Genomic DNA, 18,424 nt, shown 5'->3' on the forward strand with positions numbered 1-18,424 from the left:
CCGGACGCTCCTGACTCCCAGCCGTGACGGCCGGGGAGGGCGCGTCCGGCCCGGCCTTCGCCTGCCGCGCCGCCCTGGCCTGCGGGCCGCGTTCCTGTCTGGCCCGAGACACCTTCGCCTCATGCCGTGGACGTTAGGCTGAACGCACTCCCTGGCGCGCCGAGGCCAGGCGGTTTCGGAGGACGCCTTGAAGAACGACATCGCCAGAGCACACCCGGACGCGCAGGGGCAACTGATGGCGCACGCGGTGGACGCCTGCGTGCACTGCGGGTTCTGCCTGCCCGCCTGCCCCACGTATCAGGTGCTGGGCGACGAGATGGACAGCCCGCGCGGCCGCATCATCCTGATGAAGGAGGTGCTGGAAGGCACCCTGCCGCTGTTCGAGGCGACGCCGCACCTGGACCGCTGCCTGGGCTGCGTGGGCTGCGTGACGGCCTGCCCGAGCGGCGTGCCGTACGGCGAGCTGATCACCGGGTTCCGTGGGTGGTCGGAGCCGCAGCGGTCCCGGCCCGTCATTCAGAAGCTCACGCGGGCCGCCGTGCTCACCATGCTGCCGCGCCCGTGGCTGTTCCGGGCGGGCGCGCAGGTGGGCCGCTTCGCCAAACCGCTCGCGCCGCTGCTGCCGCAGGCGCTGCGCGCCCCGCTCGACCTGCTGCCGGGAACCGTGCCGCCCGCGCAGGACACGCCCGCCTTCACGCCCGCGCAGGGGGCGCGCCGCGGGCGCGTGGCGTTCCTGAGCGGCTGCGCGCAGCAGGTGCTGACGCCCAACTTCAATGCGGCGACCGTGCGGGTCCTCGCGCGCAACGGCGTCGAGGTGACGGTGCCGCCCGCGCAGGGCTGCTGCGGCGCGGCCGCCATGCACACCGGCGCCCGCTCCCTCGCGCTCACGCAGGCGCGCCGCAACCTGGACGCCTTCGACGTGCAGGACGTGGACGCCGTCGTGTCCAACGCCGCCGGGTGCGGCGCGGGCCTGAAGGAGTACCCGATGCTGCTGGCCGGTGAGGGCGAGCGCGACGAGAGCCGCGCGGCGGCCCTGGCGGGCAAGGTGCGCGACATCAGCGTGTACCTCGCGGAACTCGGTGAGCGGGGTGGCCTGGAGCCGTTCATGCCGACCTCGCGGCCCATCCGGGTCGCGTACCACGACGCCTGCCACCTCGCGCACGCGCAGGGCGTGCGGGCCGAACCGCGCGCCCTGATCCGCAGCATCCCCGGCGTGACGCTGCTGGAAGTGCCGCAGGGCGACCTGTGCTGCGGGTCCGCCGGGACGTACAACCTCGAACAGCCGGACCTGGCCGGGCAGCTGGGCGACATGAAGGCGAAAAACGTGATCGCCACCGGCGCCGACTACGTGGTGAGCGGCAACGTCGGCTGCCACACGCAGCTGCAGAGTCACCTGGCGCGGCTGGGCAGCGATATCCGCGTGCTGCACACCGTCGAAATGCTGGACCTCGCGTACCGGGGCGAACTGTGACGCTCCCCCACCCGCTCGCGCGGGACCTGACGCGGCAGCTCGGGCCGCGCAAGGTGCTCAGCACGCCCGGCGAGCGCCGCATGTACTCCTACGACGCCATCCAGATGGGCGTCGTGCCGGTGTGCGTCGTCCTGCCGGAAAGCACGCAGGACGTGGCGCTGGCCGTGAAGGCCGCGCGCGCGGCGGGCCTGCCGGTGGTGGGGCGCGGCGCGGCCAGCGGCCTGAGCGGCGGGGCCGCGCCCGCCGAGCCGTCCCTGGTGATCAGCTTCACGCGCATGACGCGCCTGAGCATCGACGCGGCGCGCCGCGAGGCGCACGCGCAGGCGGGCGTCGTGACGCTCAAGGTGAGCGACGCGGCCCGCCCGCACGGCCTGGTGTACCCGCCCGACCCGGCCAGTTTCCGGACGAGCACCATCGGCGGGAACCTCGCCGAGAACGCGGGCGGCCCGATGTGCTTCAAGTACGGCGTGAGCGGCGACTACGTCAGGGGCCTGCAGTTCGTGGACGCGGACGGCGACATTCACGACCTGACGCGGGACGCCTACGACCTCGCGGGCCTGCTGATCGGCTCCGAGGGCACGCTGGGCCTCATCACGGAGGCCACGCTGCGCCTGAGCACCCCGGCCCGCTACACCCGCACCCTGATGAGCAGTTTCGCGCGGGTGGGCGACGCGGCGGACGCCGTGAGCCGCGCCATCGCGGCGGGCGCCGTGCCCGCCAAGCTGGAGTTCATGGACCGTGCCTGCGTGAACGCCATCGAGGACTACCTGAACATCGGGCTGCCCAGGGCGGCGGGCGCCGTGCTGCTCGTCGACACGGACGGCGACGACCTCGACACCGTGCAGGAGGAGCTGGAGCTGGTGGAGCGCGCCTGCACCTCCAGCGGGGGAGAGGTGCGGCGCGCCGCGACGGACGCGGACGCGGCGGCGCTGTGGCAGGCGCGGCGCAGCGTGTCGCCCGCCCTGGGCCGCATCCGGCCGCAGCGCATGAACGAGGACATCGTCGTGCCGCGCAGCGTGCTGGGCGAGGTGGTGCGCGAGATCGAGGCGCTCGGGCAGGCGTCCGGCCTGAAGCTCGTGCAGTTCGGGCACATCGGGGACGGCAACCTGCACCCCAACATCCTGTTCGATCCCCGGACCGAGAGCGAGGAGGCGGTGCATGCCCTCGCGCACCGGATCGCGAGCGTCGCCATCCGGCACGGCGGCGTCCTGAGCGGCGAGCACGGGATCGGCAGCATGAAACTGCCGTTCATGGCCGAGGCGGTCGACCCGGTCACGATGTCGGCCCTGTGGGACGCCAAGCACGCCCTCGACCCGCAGGGCCGCCTGAATCCCGGCAAGGTCCTGCCCTCGCCGGACGGCCTGGGAGGCGCCCATGATTGAAGTGTCGGCCGCCGACCAGTACGTGACCGTCAGCGGCAGCACGACGCTGCCGGAGGTGTACGCCGCGCTGCCTGCCGGACTGTACCCGCCGTTCCCGCCGCTCGACCTGCCGGGCGGCGTGGGGGACCTCGTGACGCGCGGCGGTTTCGGGCAGACGTTCTTTTTCGGGGCGGAAGTGCTCGGCCTGACCTTCGTGGCGCCCAGCGGACGGACGCTCGTGGCGGGCGGGCGCACCGTCAAGAACGTGCAGGGCTACGACCTGACCAGACCCTTCGTGGGCAGCTTCGGGCAGCTCGGGCAGGCGCAGACGGTGACGCTGCGCCTGCGGCCCGGCCTGATGGCCGCGCACCACGCCCGCCCCGGCCGCCTGGAAGACGCGCCCGTCACGGCGGCACGCTACCTGTGGCAGGAGGGCGGGACGCTGCACGCCTTTCATTTCGGGCACGTGCGCGAGGTGGAGAGCGTCATGCGGGCCTTCGGGGGCGAGCCCGTCACGGCGCCGCCCGACTACCGCGCCCTGTACCCGGACGGGATGGGGGTCGGGACGGACGGCCCGCTGCGGGACGCGCGCTTCACGTGGGCGAACGGCGGGCACGTGCCGGACGCCCCGCCCCTGTTCCTGAAGCTCGCCGCGCGCCTCTGAGACGGACCTCCGGTCCACCGGGACACGAACGACCTGATGCCCCCTCCTGCAGGAGAGGAGGGGAAGCGGCGGGCGCGAGGCCCGCAGCGGGGTGGACAGGGCACTGTGACGCTCGGGCGCTCGGCCTGGACGTCGGCTTGGCATTCGGCAGGCGTCGGGGAGGTCGCGGGCGGCCATGAACTGTGCTGGGCAGGAAAAAAACCTGTACAGTCACATGCGAACCGATGTGAGAAAACTGTCAGTTTCGGGTCAGCATACTTTGATGACGGAAGACCCCACCCACAGACAACATCCGGTCCTCTGACTTCCCCCCCTCCTATGCCTAACGTCCCCGCGTCCGTCCCCCCTGCGTCGGCTTTCCGGTCGAGGGGCCTCCTGTGCCCTGCACGGATCACGCGCGGGCAGCGGCGTACCGTCACCGGGCGGGCAGCGGGAGACGCATGACCGAAGCCGCGTACTCCGACCCGGACCGCTGGACCACGCCCGGCCCGCGCGGCGTCCTGCCGCCCGCCCTGGACCTCGATCCGGCCCGGCGTGCCGTGAGCGTCGACGGGCACACCGTGCCGCTCACCGCCAAGGAATACCTGCTGTTCGAACTGCTGTACAGCTCGCGCGGCCGTCTCTTTACCCGCGACGACATCCTGGAGCGCATCTGGGGCCTGGATTTCCTGGGCGAGGCGCGCATCGTGGACGCGTACGTCAAGCGGCTGCGCAGCAAGCTCGGGCCGGGCGCCATCGAGACGGTGCGCGGCCTCGGGTACCGCTGCCCGCTGCCTGAACTGGTGGGCGTGGCGCAGCCGCACCTGCAGCGCCTTCCGCCCGAGGCGCGCCTCCTGACGCGCCTCGCGCAGCGCATCCTGCAGGTCACGGACCCCGCCCACATCGTCGCGAACGTGCAGGAACTGCTGCGCGACCATTACAACGTGCGCGAGGTGTCGCTGTGGTCCATGCCGGACCGGACGCTGCTCGGGTACGCGGGCAGCCCGCAGGTGTCGTCCCTGCCCGCCGGGGCCGCCCTGAACGGCACGGACGGCCGCCCCGACCTGCTGTGCGTGCCGCTCGGGACCGGCCAGCCGGACCAGGGCCCCTGGGCGCTCCTGGCCTTCTGGGACGGGTCCGGCCGCGACGGGTGGCCCGTCGACGTGCGCTCCGCGCTGGACGCCGTCGCGGGCCTCGTGAACCCCGCCCTGCGGCTCAACGGTGAGATCCGGGGCCGTGAACTGGCCGAACAGCAGGTCCGGCAATTGAATACCGAACTCGAACGGCGCGTGCAGGCGCGCACGCAGGACCTCGCCCGCGCCAACGCCGACCTCAGCGCCCTGTACGGCCTCGCGCAGGAACTCGCGGGCGCCGCGAGCCTCCCGGAAGTCCTGTCGCGCGGCCTGAGCATCCTCGCGCAGCTGGCGGGCGCCACCGTCTGCTCGCTGTGGCGCCTGCACCACACCGAACTCTCCTGCCTGGGCGCGTACACCCCGGACCGCGAGGAGCGCACGCACGCGCAGCAGCAGCAGTCCGCCGCGCTCACCCGCCTGCTGCGGCAGTCCGTGGCGTGCACGTCCGTGCAGAGCGTCCTGACGCGCACCGCGTCCCTGCCGGACGGACGGCAGGTGCTGCTCATCCCGGTCGCGTGCGGCGCGGCGGGCGTGCACGCCCTGCACCTCGAACTGCCCGGCGAGATCCCCGACGACCTGAGCCTGCTGGACGCGGCCGCCCGGTCCTTCGGGCTGGCGTTCGAACGGCAGACGCAGACCCTGATGCTCGAACACGTCGCGCTGAGCGACGAACTGACGGGCCTGCCCAACCGCCGCGCGCTCCTCACGGACCTCGCCGCGGAACTGTCGTACAGCCAGCGGCACCGCACTTCCCTCACGCTCAGCCTCTTCGAACTCCCGAACATCCGGGACGTGAACAGCACGGCGGGCTTCGCGGCCGGGAACGACCTGATCCGCGCGCTGGCCGACGAACTGCGCCGCACGCTGCGCCTCGAGGACCGCATGTACCGCCTGAGCGGCGCGGTCGTCGCGAGCCTCGTGCGGTCCGTGGACCTGCACGAACGCCACGCCCTCAGCGCCCGCCTGAATGCCCTGGCCGCCACCTTTCCTGCCGGAACGGACGGCGGCACGCTGCGCGTCAGTCACGCCAGTTCCCCCGACGAGACGTCCGAACTGTCCGACCTGCTGCACCTCGCGCTCGCGCGACTGGAAGAGCAGCCCGAGCCGCCCCCCGGCCCCGCATGACCCAGGAGAACCACGGCACAGCGGCAGGCGTGGTTCACGACCACCCTCACGCACCGGACGCGGCGCAGCTCGAACGGCTGGCCGCGCGCGCCCGCGAGGCCTTCACGCGGGACGACGACGCGGCCCTCCACGACGTCGCGCACGCGTACCTGTCGCTCGCCACGCGCCAGTACGACGACGCCGCCACCGCCGAGGCCCTCTCGTACCTCATCACGGCCGAACAGCGGCAGGGCCAGTACCTGCAGGTCATGGAGCACCTGCGGCAGGAGACCGAGGTGCGCGCCCGCCTGGGCGACTGGGTGGGGCAGGTCGAGTGCCTCAGCAACCTCGGCATGCTGTACTCCACCCTCGGCGACCACGCCGAGGCGCTCACCACCCTCTTCCAGTGCCAGCAGCTGTCTCTGCAGTACGCCGAGGTGCCCGCCGAGTACCACGCCGCGTGCCTCGTGAACATCGGGCACACGTACCTCGCGCTGCAGCAGTACGCGCAGGCCCTCGAGTACCTGCTGCCCGGCCTGGACGCCGCGAGCGCCGCGCAGGACCTCGGCACGCAGCTCGCGGCGCTCAGCGAACTGGGCCTCGTGTACAAGGCGCAGGGCCAGCACCCGCTCGCCATCGAGACGCTCACGCGCGGCCTGGACCTCGCCCGCACGCACGACGCGCAGGAACAGATCGACCTGACCGACAACCTCGGACAGGTGTACAGCGAACTCGGCGACCTGAACCGCGCCCGCGACCTGTTCCTGCGTTCGCTGCAGCAGGCCGAGGAGCACGGCGACCTGCAGGGCCGCGTGAACGCGCAGCTCAGCCTGGGCCGCCTGAACTTCACGCTGGGCGACCTGGGCGAGGCCGAACGCCTGCTGCTCGCCGCGCGCGACACGGCCCTGCAGCACAACCTGCACCAGTCGGCCCTCGACGTGTACCACGCGCTCGCGCAGGGCTTCGAGACGCACGGGCAACTCGCGGCCGCGTACCCGCACCTGCGCGCGTACCAGGACCTGTCCCGGCAGCTGTTCAACGACAACAGCGAGCGCCGCATCCAGACGCTCACCGCGCGATTCGAGGCGGAACGTGCGCGGCAGGAGGCGGAAATGTACCGCCAGATCGGCGAGGTGTCCCAGACGGCCCGCCTGCGCGCCGAGGAGACCGTCCGGCAACGCACCACCGAACTGGAGGCCGCTCAGGTCGAGATCGTCACGCGGCTCGGCATGGCCGCCGAGTACCGCGACGACGAGACGGGCCAGCACACGCGCCGCGTCGGTGAACTGTCCGGCCACCTCGCGCAGGCGCTCGGCCTGCCGCACGAGACCGTCGACCTGATCCGCTGGGCGGCCCGCCTGCACGACATCGGCAAGATCGGCATTCCGGACAGCGTGCTCCTCAAGAACGGGCACTACACCCCGGAAGAATTCGCGCGCATGAAGGCCCACACCGTCATCGGCGCGAAGGTGCTGGAGGGCAGCACCTCCCCGCTGCTCCGGATGGCCGAGGAGATCGCGCGCACGCACCACGAACGCTGGGACGGACGCGGCTACCCGGCGGGCCTGAGCGGCGAGGACATCCCCATCTCCGGGCGGATCGTGGCGGTCGCGGACGTGTTCGACGCGCTCACCACCGCCCGCCTGTACAAGCCCGCCTGGACGGTGGACGCCGCCCTGACCGAGATGCGGCAGCTGGCGGGCCAGCAGTTCGACCCGGTGGTCGTCGACTGCCTGACCGTCCTGATCGAGTCGAACATCAGCGCGGTCGGAGACCTCATGCACGCCCGCCCGGCCCCGCCCAGGGTCCCGCAGCCGCGTCACCCGCAGCCGCCCGGAGCGCCGGACGCTGCCCCGCCGGAGGGCACGAACGCCCTCGCGGAACTGCTGGACCGCATCTGGGCCACCCGGCAGACGCAGCCGCAGGAGGCCGAGGCCCTCGCCCGCGAGGCGCTGCGGCAGGCGCAGGCCGGAGACGACCAGTACCTGCTGGGGCGCGCGCACTACGCGGTCGGGACCTTCAAGTTCATGTCCTCGGACTTCGAGGAGGCGCTCAGTCACCTCGTGACGGGCCTGGACCTCGCCGTGTCGCTCGGGCACCTCGCGCTGCAGGCGGACTGTGCGAACTACATCGCGGGCGTGTACAACTCGCTCGCGGATTACGACAAGGCCACCGAGCACCTCTCGGTGGTGCTGCGGATCGCGCGGGAAGAGAAGGACCGGCTCCGCGAGGCGCACTGCCTGCACAACCTCGGCTTCGTGAATATCGCGAGCCGCGATCTGGACGCAGCCCAGACATACCTCAGCCAGAGCCTCGCCACGTACCGCGAGATCGGCGATCATGTGGGCGAGATCACGGCCATGAGCACCTTCGCGAGCCTCGCCTTCGAGCAGGGCGACTACGAACTCGCCGTGCAGCTCGCCCTGCAGACCATCCGCGAGGCGGGAGAGTACGAGCAGCCGTACCTGGAGTCGCTCGCGCAGTCCACGGCAGGCAAGGCCTACGCCCGCCTCGACCGGTACGACCTCGCGGAGAGCCTGCAGCAGGCGTCGCTCGCGTACTCCGTGGCGTCCGGGTACAAGCAGTCGCAGGCGTGGAGTCTGTACGAGCTGGGGCAGGTGTACCAGCAGCGCGGCGAGGCGGACCGCGCCACCGGCATGTACGAGGAGGCCCTCACGCTGGCGGTGGAGCTGAGTGTCAAGGAACTGGAGATGAAGGTGTACCGCAGCCTGTCGGAACTGAGTGCCGCCGCGAACGACCCGGCCCGCGCGCTGGAGTACTACCAGAAGCACCACGCGGTGGAGCTGGAGATCTTCAATCAGGAGGCGTCCCTGAAGACGCGGGCGCTGATGGTGCAGCTGGAGGTGGAGCGCGCGAAGTCCGAAGCGCAGATCTACAAGCTGCGCAGCATCGAACTCGCGAACGCGAACGAGGCGCTGGAACGCGTGAACGCCGAGAAGAGCGGCCTGGTGAACATGCTGGAGGACCAGTCGCGGCTGTTGCGGCGGCAGCTGTCGGAGGACGGACTGACGGGACTGTACAACCGCAAGCACATCGAGGGCCTGCTGCAGCACGAGTTCTGGCAGCAGAAGTCCTCGGCGCAGCTGCTGTGCATCGCGATGGTGGACATCGATCACTTCAAGCAGATCAACGACCGGTTCTCGCACCTGGTGGGCGATCAGGTGCTGCGGGTGGTGGCGCAGCTGTTCACGCAGACGTGCCGTCCGAGCGACTCCATCGGCCGGTACGGCGGGGAGGAGTTCCTGTTCGTGTTTCCCGGTACGACGCTGGAGCAGGGGCGCGCGGTGTGCGAGCGCGTGCAGAACGCCGTGCGGCAGTACCCGTGGGAGCAGGTGCATCCGGGTCTGAGCGTGACGCTGTCGATCGGGGTGGTGGCGGACCTGAACGTCCCGAACCACGAGCGGCTCATCTCGCGCGCCGACACCAAGCTGTACGAGGCGAAGAACAGCGGCCGCGACCGCATCTGCCTGTAGGGTTCCGACCGGTCGCGGCCCCGGCAGGGAGAAGGAAGGGCGACGACCGTCCTGCCGTCGCCCGGCCTGACGGCAGGAAATGGAAGCAATTCCACCTTTCCCCTGCCGGTGGCTGTGAATGCCGTGCTGGACAGCCTCGCCGCCCCCCCCAACCGGGGGGAGGTACCCCCCCCGGCGGGACGCCGGAAAGTCACACAGCAGTCACACCCCCCACTCAGGATGGAGGCAGGAAAAGAGGGTGGCCGGACTGTCGCGGCACGAGCAGGGAGCGCCCCCACCACCTGAACAGGGAGGAACGACCAATGCGCAGCTTCAGACTCATCCACACCGCCGGTCCACTCCTGCTCCTCACGGCAGCGCTCGCCTCCTGCGGCAGCCAGACCGGCACGCAGGCACAGACGCCCACCCAGACCGCCAGCACCGACACCACCGGCCCGCAGATCGTGACCGTCCGGGTCCGCGCCGGGACCACCGAGGCCGACGTGCAGGCCCGCTACCCGCAGGGCCGCGTCCTCGACCTGCACGCCAGCGAAGGCTACGCGCAGGTGTGGGTCCCCACCCTCGCCGCCGCCACGCCCGCCAGCGCCGGCACGCTCAGCCTGAACGCGCAGGCCGTGACCGCCACCACCACCGAACCCGACCTCACCCTCGCCTCCAGCGTCACCGCGCCCGACGAGGCCGGCGCGCAGGGCAACGGCGCCTGGGCAGGCGGTAACGGTGCCTGGGCGGGCGGGTACAGCGCCATCACCGGCACCACCACCACCGCCACCACCTTCAGCGAGAACCTCGCCGCCTGGACGCTTCTCGACGTGACCGGCGCACAGAAACTCAGCCCCACCCTCGGCAAAGGCATCCGCGTCGCCGTGCTCGACACCGGCGTCGACATCAACCACCCCGGCCTCGCCGGACGCCTCGACGTCGCCTCCGGCTGGGACTACGTCGGCGGTGACGCCACCCCCCAGGAAGAGAACACCGCCACCAGCGGTTACAGCAAATCCTACGGGCACGGCACCGCCGTCTCCGGCATCATCCTGCAGGTCGCCCCGAACGCCACCATCGTCCCGTACCGCGTCCTGAACCCCAACGGCGCCGGGAAACTCTCCAACATCATCATGGCCATCAACGACGCCGTGAAGTACGGCTCCAAAGTCATCAACCTGTCCCTCGGCGCCACCTACGCCTCTCCCGCCCTCAGCACCGCCATCAGCAGCGCCATCCGGAGCGGCGTCATGGTCGTCGCCAGCAGCGGCAACTCCGGCGACGACAAGGTCACGTACCCCGCCCGGTACAGCACCGACATGCAGGCCACGCTCGGCGGCGGCCTCGTCAGCGTCGGCAGCGAGAACGTCACGCAGAAGAAGAGCAGCTTCTCCTGCTACGGCACCCTGGACTTCCTGATGCCCGGCGAGAGCATCGTCACCACGTTCCCCGGCGCGCAGCGCGCCGCCGCCACCGGCACGTCCTTCGCCGCCCCCATGGTCAGCGGCGCCGTCGCCCTCGCCATGAGCAACGGCCGCACCGACGTCATCGCGCTGTACAGGAGCATGAAACTCAGCGGCATCGCCCCCACCGACACCGCCTACACCGGCCTGCTCGGCAACGGCACCCTCAACATCGGCAAGCTCATGGGAACCAAGTGAAGCAGCGCCCCCCCACCCCCCGCACGCCCACCCGCCCCGCCCCACGCGCGCAGCACGCCGGGAGTCGCGGCGTGTGGAAGGAACGCCGCCTCGGCGCCCTCCCCGCCTGACCGAACCCCACGCGCACGCAGGGCCGCCCACCGAAAGGAGCGGCCCTGCTTCCGTGTCACGCGCCCGCAACGGTCAACCCGGCCTGAAGTGTTCATCACCTGCCAGGGCCGGGGCAGAGGCAGACTGACGTATGACCCAGGACGGCCCGGCTGCCGTTCCGGGCTTCCGCTTCCTGGGCCGCACGGACGCGGGACGCACCCGGTCCCGCCTGCCCACACAGGGCGCTCCACCCCTCCACTCTCGCCGCGCCCCCGACTGTTCCTCTCTCGCTCTGCTCGGTGAAGCTGAAGCTTCACAAGGAGACCCACATGCCCACCGACGACGACCGCGCCGCACCGCAGGACCACGACACCCGCCCCGCCGTGGACCCGCGCCGCACGCCCGACGACAACCGCTTCGGCTACGGCAGCGACGATTACGGGGTGGGGGAAGGCAACGACAACGCCGTGACCGGCGAAGAAGAACCGGAGACGCCGGAAGCGGAGCCGAGCTGAACATTTGGAACCACCTTCCCGGCGGGAGGGCAATCTTCAAAAGAGACTGCCCGCAGATCTACGGGCAGTCTGTCAACTCCTGAGCTGTTTCGCCGTTCAGACTTCGAGCGCCAGCTTGTCCAGATCGTTAATCAGTGGTGTTCCGGCGGGGTATTCGCCGTTGAAGCAGGCGAGGCACAGGCCGGGGCCGTTCACGGCGTCGCGCAGGCCCTGTTCCGAGATGAAGCTCAGGGTGTCCGCGCCGATCAGTTCGCGGATCTCCTCGATGCTGTGCGTGCTCGCCACGAGTTCCTTGCGGGCGGCGGTGTCGATGCCGTAGAAGCACGGGTGCTTGATGGGTGGGCTGCACACGCGGAAGTGCACTTCGGTGGCGCCCGCCTCGCGCAGGAGGTTCACGATCTGGCGGCTGGTGGTGCCGCGCACGATGCTGTCGTCCACGAGGATGACGCGTTTCCCGGCGACGGCGGCGGTGGGGGAGAGCTTCATCTTGACTTTCAGTTCGCGGGCTTCCTGGGTGGGCGCGATGAACGTGCGGCCCGCGTAGGGGTTCTTGTACAGGCCGTAGTCGAAGGGGATGCCGCTCTCGCGGGCGTAGCCGATGGCGGCGACCATGCCGGAGTCGGGGACGGGCACGACGATGTCCGCCTCGACCGGCTGTTCGCGCGCGAGCTGGGCGCCCATGCGCAGCCGCGCGGCGTGGCTGTCGACGCCGTCGAGGACGCTGTCGACGCGGGCGAAGTAGATCCATTCGAAGGCGCAGGGGGTGGGGGCGGCGGGGTGCACCATGAGGCTGTGCAGGCCGTCGCGGTCGATCCAGACGAGTTCGCCGGGCGCCACGTCGCGGATCAGGCGGGCGCCCACCGCGAACAGGGCGCACGGTTCGGACGCCAGCACGTACGCGCCGCTGTTGCCGTTCTCGCTGTCCCGCTGGCCGATCACGAGGGGGCGGACGCCGTTCGGGTCGCGGAACCCGATGAGTTGCGTGCGGCTCATGAGGACGCAGGCGTACCCGCCCTTGAGTTGCTGCATGGCGGCGGCGGTGGCTTCCACGAGGTCCATGTGGCTTTCGCGCGCGATGAGGTTCAGCATGACTTCGCTGTCGTTGGTGGTGGCGAACAGGGCGCCTTCCATCAGCATGGCGTTGCGGACCTCGCGGGCGTTGACGAAGTTGCCGTTGTGCGCGAGGCCCAGGATGCCCTTGTTGGTGCGGGTGGTGAGCGGCTGGGCGTTGAAGCGCAGGTTGCTGCCGGTGGTGCTGTACCGGACGTGACCGATGCTGACGCGGGCGTTCGCGAGGCGGAGGCTGTCGAGGCGGCGTTCGTCGAACACCTGCGTGACGAGGCCCAGGTCCTTCTCGACGTGGAATTTCTCGCCGTCGCTGACGCAGATGCCCGCCGCTTCCTGGCCCCGGTGCTGCATGGCGAAGATGCCGAGGTACGTCATCCAGGCGAGGTCGGCGGGCTGCGGGGAGTACATGCCGAACACGCCGCACTCCTCGCGGGGCTTGTCGAGGTCCGGGTCCTGCAGGGCGTCGTGCTGGTGCCCCTGGAGTTCGAGGAGGTCGTCTGCGGGCAGGGTCATCCCAGGATCTCCGTGAGGGTTCCGGTGTGGGCGTCGCGCAGTTCGCTGAGGGTCACGCTCAACTCTATGCCCTGACGCGGGATGAGAATGGCGACCCTCTCACGCCCGGTCTCGGCGTCCTCGCTGCGGCCCAGGCGCGTGAACGGCACGTTCAGGTTCGTCAGGGTGGTTTCGGCGTCGCGTTCGCGCCCGTCGGGGACGGCGACGACGATGCGGCTGTGCGCCTCGCCGAACAGGGCCGCGTCGGGCCGGGCGGCCGTGTCGAGCTGCACGGTGACGTTCACGCCGCCCCCGAGCGCCATCTCGGCCAGCGTGACGGCGAGGCCGCCCTCGGCGCAGTCGTGCGCGGTGGTGGTCAGCCCGCCCCGGATCAGGGCGAGCGTGCCGTCGATGACGCGCTGCGCGAGGCCCAGGTCGAGCGGCGGGACGTGCCCGGCCTCCAGGCCGTGAATGCTCTCCAGGTACTGCGACGCGCCGATGCCTTCGCTGACGGCGTCGTCACCCGGCTCGCCCAGCAGGTACAGGGTGTGCGTGCCGCCCGGCAGGGACTGCGTGGCGCGCAGCGTGATGTCGGGCAGCACGCCCACCATGCCGATGGTGGGCGTGGGGTGAATGGCGACCGTTCGGCCTTCTTCGACGTACTGGTTGTACAGGCTGACGTTGCCGCCCGTGACGGGCGTGTTCAGCGCGCGGCACGCGTCCGCGATGCCCTGCACGCCCCGCACCATCTGGTAGTACACCTCCGGCCGGTGCGGGTTCCCGTAATTGAGGTTGTCGGTGATGGCGAGCGGCGTGGCCCCCACGCACGCGAGGTTCCGGGCGGCTTCCGCCACGGCCGCCGCCGCGCCCACGTACGGGTCCAGCTGCACGAAGCGCGGGTTGCAGTCGCTCGTGGCGGCCACGCCCATCCCGCTGCCCTTCACGCGCAGCACCGCCGCGTCCGCCGCGCCCGGCAGGACCACGGTGTTCGTCATGACCTGATGATCGTACCGCTCATAGATCGGCCGCTTCGACGCGATGGTCGGGTGCGCCAGCAGCGTCTTCAGCACGCCGCCCAGGTCCGCCGGGACCGGCACGCCACTCAGGTCACGTTCGCGCGCCGCAACGATCTCGGCGCTCTCCACGCCCTCCCGCGTGTACTTGGGCGCCTCGTTCAGCAGGTCGACCGGCAGGTCGCACACCACCTCGCCGCGCCACGTCAGGCGGTAATTGCGGTGGTCCTCCACCTGCCCGATGTTCACCACGTCCAGCTCCCACTTCGCCAGCAGGTCCAGCAGTTCCTGCTCACGGCCCGGGACGGGCACCAGAATCATGCGCTCCTGCGACTCCGAGAGGCACAACTCCATCGGCACCATGCCTTCCTCACGGGTCGGCACGTCGTCCAGACGCATCGTGATGCCCAGCCCCGCCCGGTACGCCATCTCGCACGTGCTGCTCACCAGGCCCGCCGCGCCCATGTCCTGCACGCCCGCCACGACGCCCGACTCGATCGCCTCCAGCGTCGCCTCCAGCAGCAGCTTCTCCATGAACGGATCGCCCACCTGCACGGCCGGACGGTCCGCCTGCGACGCGTCCGACAGGTCCGCCGACGCGAACACCGCGCCGCCCAGCCCGTCCCGGCCCGTCTTCGACCCCACGTAGATGATCACGTTCCCGACCTCACCCATCGTGCCCTTCGCGAGGTCCTCGTGCCGCAACAGCCCCAGCGCCATCACGTTCACGAGCGGGTTCTCCTGATAACTCGGGTGGAACGTCACCTCACCGCCCACCGTCGGCACGCCGATCGCGTTCCCGTAATGACTGATGCCCTCCACCACGCCGTTCAGCAGGAACCGCGTGCGGGGACTGTCCGGATCACCGAACCGCAGGCTGTCCAGCACCGCGAACGGCCGCGCGCCCATCGCGAAAATGTCACGCAGGATGCCGCCCACGCCCGTCGCCGCGCCCTGGAACGGCTCCACCGCCGACGGGTGATTGTGGCTCTCCATCTTGAACGCCACGCCCCACCCCTCCCCGATATCCACCACGCCCGCATTCTCACCGGGACCCTGAAGCACCTGCGGCCCCGTGGTCGGAAACGCACTGAACAGCGGCCGCGAGTTCTTGTACCCGCAGTGCTCGCTCCACATAGCCCCCACGATGGCGGCCTCCAACGCGTTCGGTTCGCGCCCGATCCGCGAGACCAGCAGATCGTACTCGTCAGTCGAAAGGCCAAAAGTGCCCGCACGGTCGCGGAGGGATTGAGTGTGTGTCATGGATTCTCCTGAAAAGGTGTGGGCGGCCAGACGGACGCGCCCGGAACGCGCTTGAGCAGAACGAAGGATTCCAGACTGTTCGACAGCGTCTGGATTTCGCAGTGCCCGGCGCGGGAACGCACGAGCGAACTGGTTGCCTGCCCCGACTCGACTGCGCGGTTCAGGCGTTCACTGCGCTCCATCTGCCCGCTCAGGTGTCCGGCAGGCAGGGGAGGGAGGTTCGGGCCGCACCATGCGGGCACGAGTGCGGCGGCCACCGCGACGCCCCGGCTTCCCAGGGGGACGGAGACGTTCGAGACGAGGATGCCGGGCGTGGACGGGTCATACTGAATGCGGACGGTTCCGGCCGTCACGTACCGGTCGGCCGCGACGTGCCGGACGGGCAGCGCGAGCGACTGCACGGCCGTGTGAAACGCGGCGGGCGCGGCCTGAACGGTACTCAGGCCAGCCAGCACGCACCACGTCACAGTCCGCACGTTGCTGCGCTCAGGCCTTCTTGCCGAGCTGGACCTGCCCGCGGTGATACGCGATGTGGGCGAGGTGCGCGCCCAGGGCGGGCAGGCGGGGGCGCTGCCCGCCGGGCAGGGCGGCGGAGAACACCGTGCCGGAAAGGCCCTCGTCCCCGGCGTCCCGGAGGGTGCGGACGACGGTGTCGGTCACGCGGTCCAGTTCCGCGAGGATGGCGGCCTTGTCGGCCGTGACCTGCACGGGCGCGGGCTGCTGCGTGAGGGTCTGCACGGCGGGCGTGTTCTCCCAGCCGAGGTGCTGGTAGTTGGGGGTGCGGTCGTCGAGGACCACGAGCCGCAGCCATTCCGAGACGTGCAGCGCGTGCCACGCGGCGGCGTGCCCGGTGCGGGCGGTGCCGAACGCGTCGTCCGGCACGCCGTCCAGCGACGCGCGGAAGGACGTGAGTTCGGCGGCGTAACTGTCGGCCAGGAAGGCGCTGAGGGTCGTCACGCGCGCACTCCGGCGCGCAGGCTCTCGAAGAGGCCGCGGCCGTCCTCGCTGCCGAGCAGGGCCTCCACGGCGCGTTCCGGGTGCGGCATCATGCCGAGCACGTTGCCGCGCTCGCTGATGATCCCGGCGATGTCGTTCAGGGACCCGTTGGGGTTGTCCACGTACCGGAACACGACCTGCCCGTTCGCTTCGAGCTGCGAGATGGTGTCCGGGTCGGCGTAGTAGTTGCCTTCGCCGTGCGCGATGGGCACCTCGATCACCTGACCCTGCCGGTACGCGCCCGTGAAGGCGGTGCCCGCGTGCTCCACGCGCAGGTGCACGGGGCGGCACATGAAGTGCACCTCGCGGTTGCGGGAGAGCGCGCCGGGCAGCAGGCCGGACTCCGTGAGGACCTGGAAGCCGTTGCACACGCCGAGCACGTACCCGCCGCGCGCCGCGTGCGCCTTCACGGCCTGCATGATGGGGCTGCGTGCCGCGACCGCGCCGGACCGCAGGTGATCGCCGTAACTGAAGCCGCCCGGCAGGAACACCAGGTCCGTCCCTTCGGGCAGGCCGTCCTGCGCGTGCCACACGAAGCTGGCGTCCGGGTCGAGGGTGAGGCGCGCGGCGTGCAGGGCGTCCGCGTCGCAGTTGCTGCCGGGGAACTGAATCACTGAAACTTTCACAATCTCTCCAGGACGGCCACGGTGCGCTCGCCGCCCGCCGTGCCGGTGTTCAGCGTTCCTGCGGGTTCGAACATCAGCATCCAGACCTCTTCGCTCTCGGCGGCGGGTTTGTGTTCGGTGCCGCGCGGCACGATCAGCAGCTCACCTTCGTTCACCATCCGGTCCTCGGTGGTGCCGTCACGGCCGCGCAGGCCCATCCGCAGCGTGCCCTTGATCACCAGGAACAGTTCGTCGGCGTCGTCGTGGGCGTGCCACACGAACTCGCCGCCGATGCGCGCGAGGCGCACCTCCTGCCCGTTCAGTTCACCCACGATCTTCGGTGACCACTGCTCGGTGAACGCCCCGAACTTCCGGGCCAGGTTGACCACTTCGGGCATGCTCATGCGCCTTCCAGCTCCCAGCGCACGTCCTCCATCACGGGGTTGCTGAGGACCGTGGTGGCGACGTCCTGCACGCGGGCCTCCACGTCGCTGCGTTCGCCCTCCATGTGCAGTTCGATGTACTTGCCGACGCGCACGCCGCTGGCCTGCTGGCCCAGGTGGGACAGGGCGCGCTCCACGGTGCGGCCCTGAGGGTCGAGGATGCTGGGTTTGAGGGTCACGTAGATCTTGGCTTTGAAGGTGGACATGAACGCTCCAGAAGGGGGGAATGGGCGGGGTGCGGGGGGCCGTGCGCGGGGCGGGTCGTCAGGCGGTGATGCGGCGCAGCATCTCGCTGTACGCGTCCTCGACGCCGCCCAGGTCGCGCCGGAAGCGGTCCTTGTCGAGCTTCTCGTTCGTCTCGGCGTCCCAGAAGCGGCAGGTGTCGGGGCTGATCTCGTCCGCCAGCACGACCTCGCCGGACGCGAGCGTGCCGAACTCCAGCTTGAAGTCGATCAGGCGAATGCCGCGCGCCGCGAAGAACGGCGTCAGGAACGCCTGCACCTTCAGGGCCAGCTCACGGATGCGCGCGAGCTGCTCTTCGGTCGCCCAGCCGAGGCTGAGGGCCGTGTCGGTGTTGATGAGCGGATCGCCCAGCGCGTCGCTCTTGTAGCAGTACTCCACCACGGGCCGCGCGAGGACCGTGCCCTCCTCGATGCCCAGGCGCTTGCTGAAGCTGCCCGCCGCGACGTTCCGCACGATCACTTCGACCGGCACGATCGTCACGGCCTTCACGAGCTGCTCGTTGCCGGACAGCTGCCGGACGAAGTGCGTGGGGATGCCGGCCGCCTCCAGCTGCGGGTACAGGTGCGCGGTGATGGCGTTGTTGATGGCGCCCTTCCCGCTGATCTGGGCTTTCTTGACGCCGTTGAAGGCGGTGGCGTCGTCCTTGTACTCCACCACGTACTGCAGGGCGTCGGGGGTGGCGTACACGCGCTTCGCTTTGCCTTCGTAGCGCAGTTCGCCGCGCAGGGCGGACACGTCGTTCTGGGAATCGTTCATACTTTAACCTCTAAGCACCTGAGCCTGAAAGTAGAAAAAGCGCCACCCCTCGAAACCAGGGAAGACGCTTTGATCGCACCACGGGAAACACGAT

Annotated in this window: 15 protein-coding genes; 7 read left to right on the plus strand and 8 right to left on the minus strand. The window is 70.5% G+C overall.

Annotated features, from left to right (window positions below; all coding sequences use genetic code 11):
• Nucleotides 1-187: 187 nt before the first annotated feature.
• The 7 genes from glcF (at nucleotide 188) to IEY33_RS12010 (ending at nucleotide 11,451) form a co-directional block, all read left to right on the plus strand.
• Nucleotides 188-1,471: a glycolate oxidase subunit GlcF gene (glcF, locus tag IEY33_RS11980; protein ID WP_229670971.1), complete on the plus strand. Its 1,284-nt coding sequence runs from the start codon at nucleotides 188-190 to the stop codon at nucleotides 1,469-1,471.
• A complete protein-coding gene (locus tag IEY33_RS11985) occupies nucleotides 1,468-2,853 on the plus strand; it encodes an FAD-binding oxidoreductase (RefSeq protein WP_229670972.1) in 1,386 nt (461 codons plus the stop codon). The genes glcF and IEY33_RS11985 overlap by 4 nt, the downstream gene beginning before the upstream one ends.
• A complete protein-coding gene (locus IEY33_RS11990; protein WP_188963521.1) occupies nucleotides 2,846-3,496 on the plus strand; it encodes a DUF5639 domain-containing protein in 651 nt (216 codons plus the stop codon). The genes IEY33_RS11985 and IEY33_RS11990 overlap by 8 nt, the downstream gene beginning before the upstream one ends.
• A 440-nt stretch (nucleotides 3,497-3,936) precedes the next feature.
• Entirely contained in the window at nucleotides 3,937-5,733 is a 1,797-nt protein-coding gene (locus IEY33_RS11995; RefSeq protein ID WP_188963522.1) for a winged helix-turn-helix domain-containing protein, read from the plus strand.
• The gene (locus IEY33_RS12000; protein WP_188963523.1) at nucleotides 5,730-9,206 is read left to right on the plus strand and encodes a tetratricopeptide repeat protein; all 3,477 of its coding nucleotides are present in this window, start codon (nucleotides 5,730-5,732) and stop codon (nucleotides 9,204-9,206) included. The genes IEY33_RS11995 and IEY33_RS12000 overlap by 4 nt, the downstream gene beginning before the upstream one ends.
• 302 nt (nucleotides 9,207-9,508) lie before the next feature.
• Complete coding sequence (locus tag IEY33_RS19485; protein WP_188963524.1) at nucleotides 9,509-10,846, plus strand: S8 family serine peptidase; 1,338 nt, start codon at nucleotides 9,509-9,511, stop codon at nucleotides 10,844-10,846.
• Between the two features lie 419 nt (nucleotides 10,847-11,265).
• On the plus strand, nucleotides 11,266-11,451 hold the full coding sequence (locus IEY33_RS12010; RefSeq protein WP_188963525.1) for a hypothetical protein: 186 nt from the start codon (nucleotides 11,266-11,268) through the stop codon (nucleotides 11,449-11,451).
• Nucleotides 11,452-11,547: 96 nt separating this feature from the next.
• On the opposite strand, the gene purF is transcribed toward IEY33_RS12010, so the two are convergent.
• The 8 genes from purF to purC are packed head-to-tail and all read right to left on the minus strand — an operon-like array spanning nucleotide 11,548 to nucleotide 18,330.
• Entirely contained in the window at nucleotides 11,548-13,032 is a 1,485-nt protein-coding gene (purF, locus tag IEY33_RS12015) for an amidophosphoribosyltransferase (RefSeq protein ID WP_188963526.1), read from the minus strand.
• A complete protein-coding gene (gene purL, locus IEY33_RS12020) occupies nucleotides 13,029-15,287 on the minus strand; it encodes a phosphoribosylformylglycinamidine synthase subunit PurL (protein WP_188963527.1) in 2,259 nt (752 codons plus the stop codon). The genes purF and purL overlap by 4 nt, the downstream gene beginning before the upstream one ends.
• Nucleotides 15,284-15,763, minus strand: coding sequence for a hypothetical protein (locus IEY33_RS12025; protein WP_194517277.1), 480 nt, complete (start codon nucleotides 15,761-15,763; stop codon nucleotides 15,284-15,286). Before IEY33_RS12025 ends, purL begins: the two co-directional genes overlap by 4 nt.
• A gap of 10 nt (nucleotides 15,764-15,773) precedes the next feature.
• On the minus strand, nucleotides 15,774-16,244 hold the full coding sequence (locus IEY33_RS12030; RefSeq protein WP_229670973.1) for a DinB family protein: 471 nt from the start codon (nucleotides 16,242-16,244) through the stop codon (nucleotides 15,774-15,776).
• Complete coding sequence (gene purQ / locus IEY33_RS12035) at nucleotides 16,241-16,909, minus strand: phosphoribosylformylglycinamidine synthase subunit PurQ (protein ID WP_188963529.1); 669 nt, start codon at nucleotides 16,907-16,909, stop codon at nucleotides 16,241-16,243. Before purQ ends, IEY33_RS12030 begins: the two co-directional genes overlap by 4 nt.
• The gene (locus IEY33_RS12040) at nucleotides 16,906-17,292 is read right to left on the minus strand and encodes a cupin domain-containing protein (protein ID WP_188963530.1); all 387 of its coding nucleotides are present in this window, start codon (nucleotides 17,290-17,292) and stop codon (nucleotides 16,906-16,908) included. The genes purQ and IEY33_RS12040 overlap by 4 nt, the downstream gene beginning before the upstream one ends.
• Nucleotides 17,289-17,537, minus strand: a complete 249-nt coding sequence (purS, locus tag IEY33_RS12045; RefSeq protein ID WP_188963531.1) for a phosphoribosylformylglycinamidine synthase subunit PurS — start codon at nucleotides 17,535-17,537, stop codon at nucleotides 17,289-17,291. The genes IEY33_RS12040 and purS overlap by 4 nt, the downstream gene beginning before the upstream one ends.
• A gap of 58 nt (nucleotides 17,538-17,595) precedes the next feature.
• On the minus strand, nucleotides 17,596-18,330 hold the full coding sequence (gene purC / locus IEY33_RS12050) for a phosphoribosylaminoimidazolesuccinocarboxamide synthase (protein WP_188963532.1): 735 nt from the start codon (nucleotides 18,328-18,330) through the stop codon (nucleotides 17,596-17,598).
• Nucleotides 18,331-18,424 lie beyond the last annotated feature (94 nt).

The organism is Deinococcus aquiradiocola, assembly GCF_014646915.1.
Classification (GTDB): domain Bacteria; phylum Deinococcota; class Deinococci; order Deinococcales; family Deinococcaceae; genus Deinococcus; species Deinococcus aquiradiocola.

Coding starts and splice junctions, on each gene's coding strand:
- IEY33_RS12010 (WP_188963525.1), top strand. CDS start 11,266: ATGCCCACCGACGACGACCGCGCCGCACCGCAGGACCACGACACCCGC.
- purC (WP_188963532.1), bottom strand. CDS start 18,330: ATGAACGATTCCCAGAACGACGTGTCCGCCCTGCGCGGCGAACTGCGC.
- purF (WP_188963526.1), bottom strand. CDS start 13,032: ATGACCCTGCCCGCAGACGACCTCCTCGAACTCCAGGGGCACCAGCAC.
- IEY33_RS19485 (WP_188963524.1), top strand. CDS start 9,509: ATGCGCAGCTTCAGACTCATCCACACCGCCGGTCCACTCCTGCTCCTC.
- IEY33_RS12040 (WP_188963530.1), bottom strand. CDS start 17,292: ATGAGCATGCCCGAAGTGGTCAACCTGGCCCGGAAGTTCGGGGCGTTC.
- purL (WP_188963527.1), bottom strand. CDS start 15,287: ATGACACACACTCAATCCCTCCGCGACCGTGCGGGCACTTTTGGCCTT.
- IEY33_RS12000 (WP_188963523.1), top strand. CDS start 5,730: ATGACCCAGGAGAACCACGGCACAGCGGCAGGCGTGGTTCACGACCAC.
- IEY33_RS11995 (WP_188963522.1), top strand. CDS start 3,937: ATGACCGAAGCCGCGTACTCCGACCCGGACCGCTGGACCACGCCCGGC.
- IEY33_RS11990 (WP_188963521.1), top strand. CDS start 2,846: ATGATTGAAGTGTCGGCCGCCGACCAGTACGTGACCGTCAGCGGCAGC.
- purS (WP_188963531.1), bottom strand. CDS start 17,537: ATGTCCACCTTCAAAGCCAAGATCTACGTGACCCTCAAACCCAGCATC.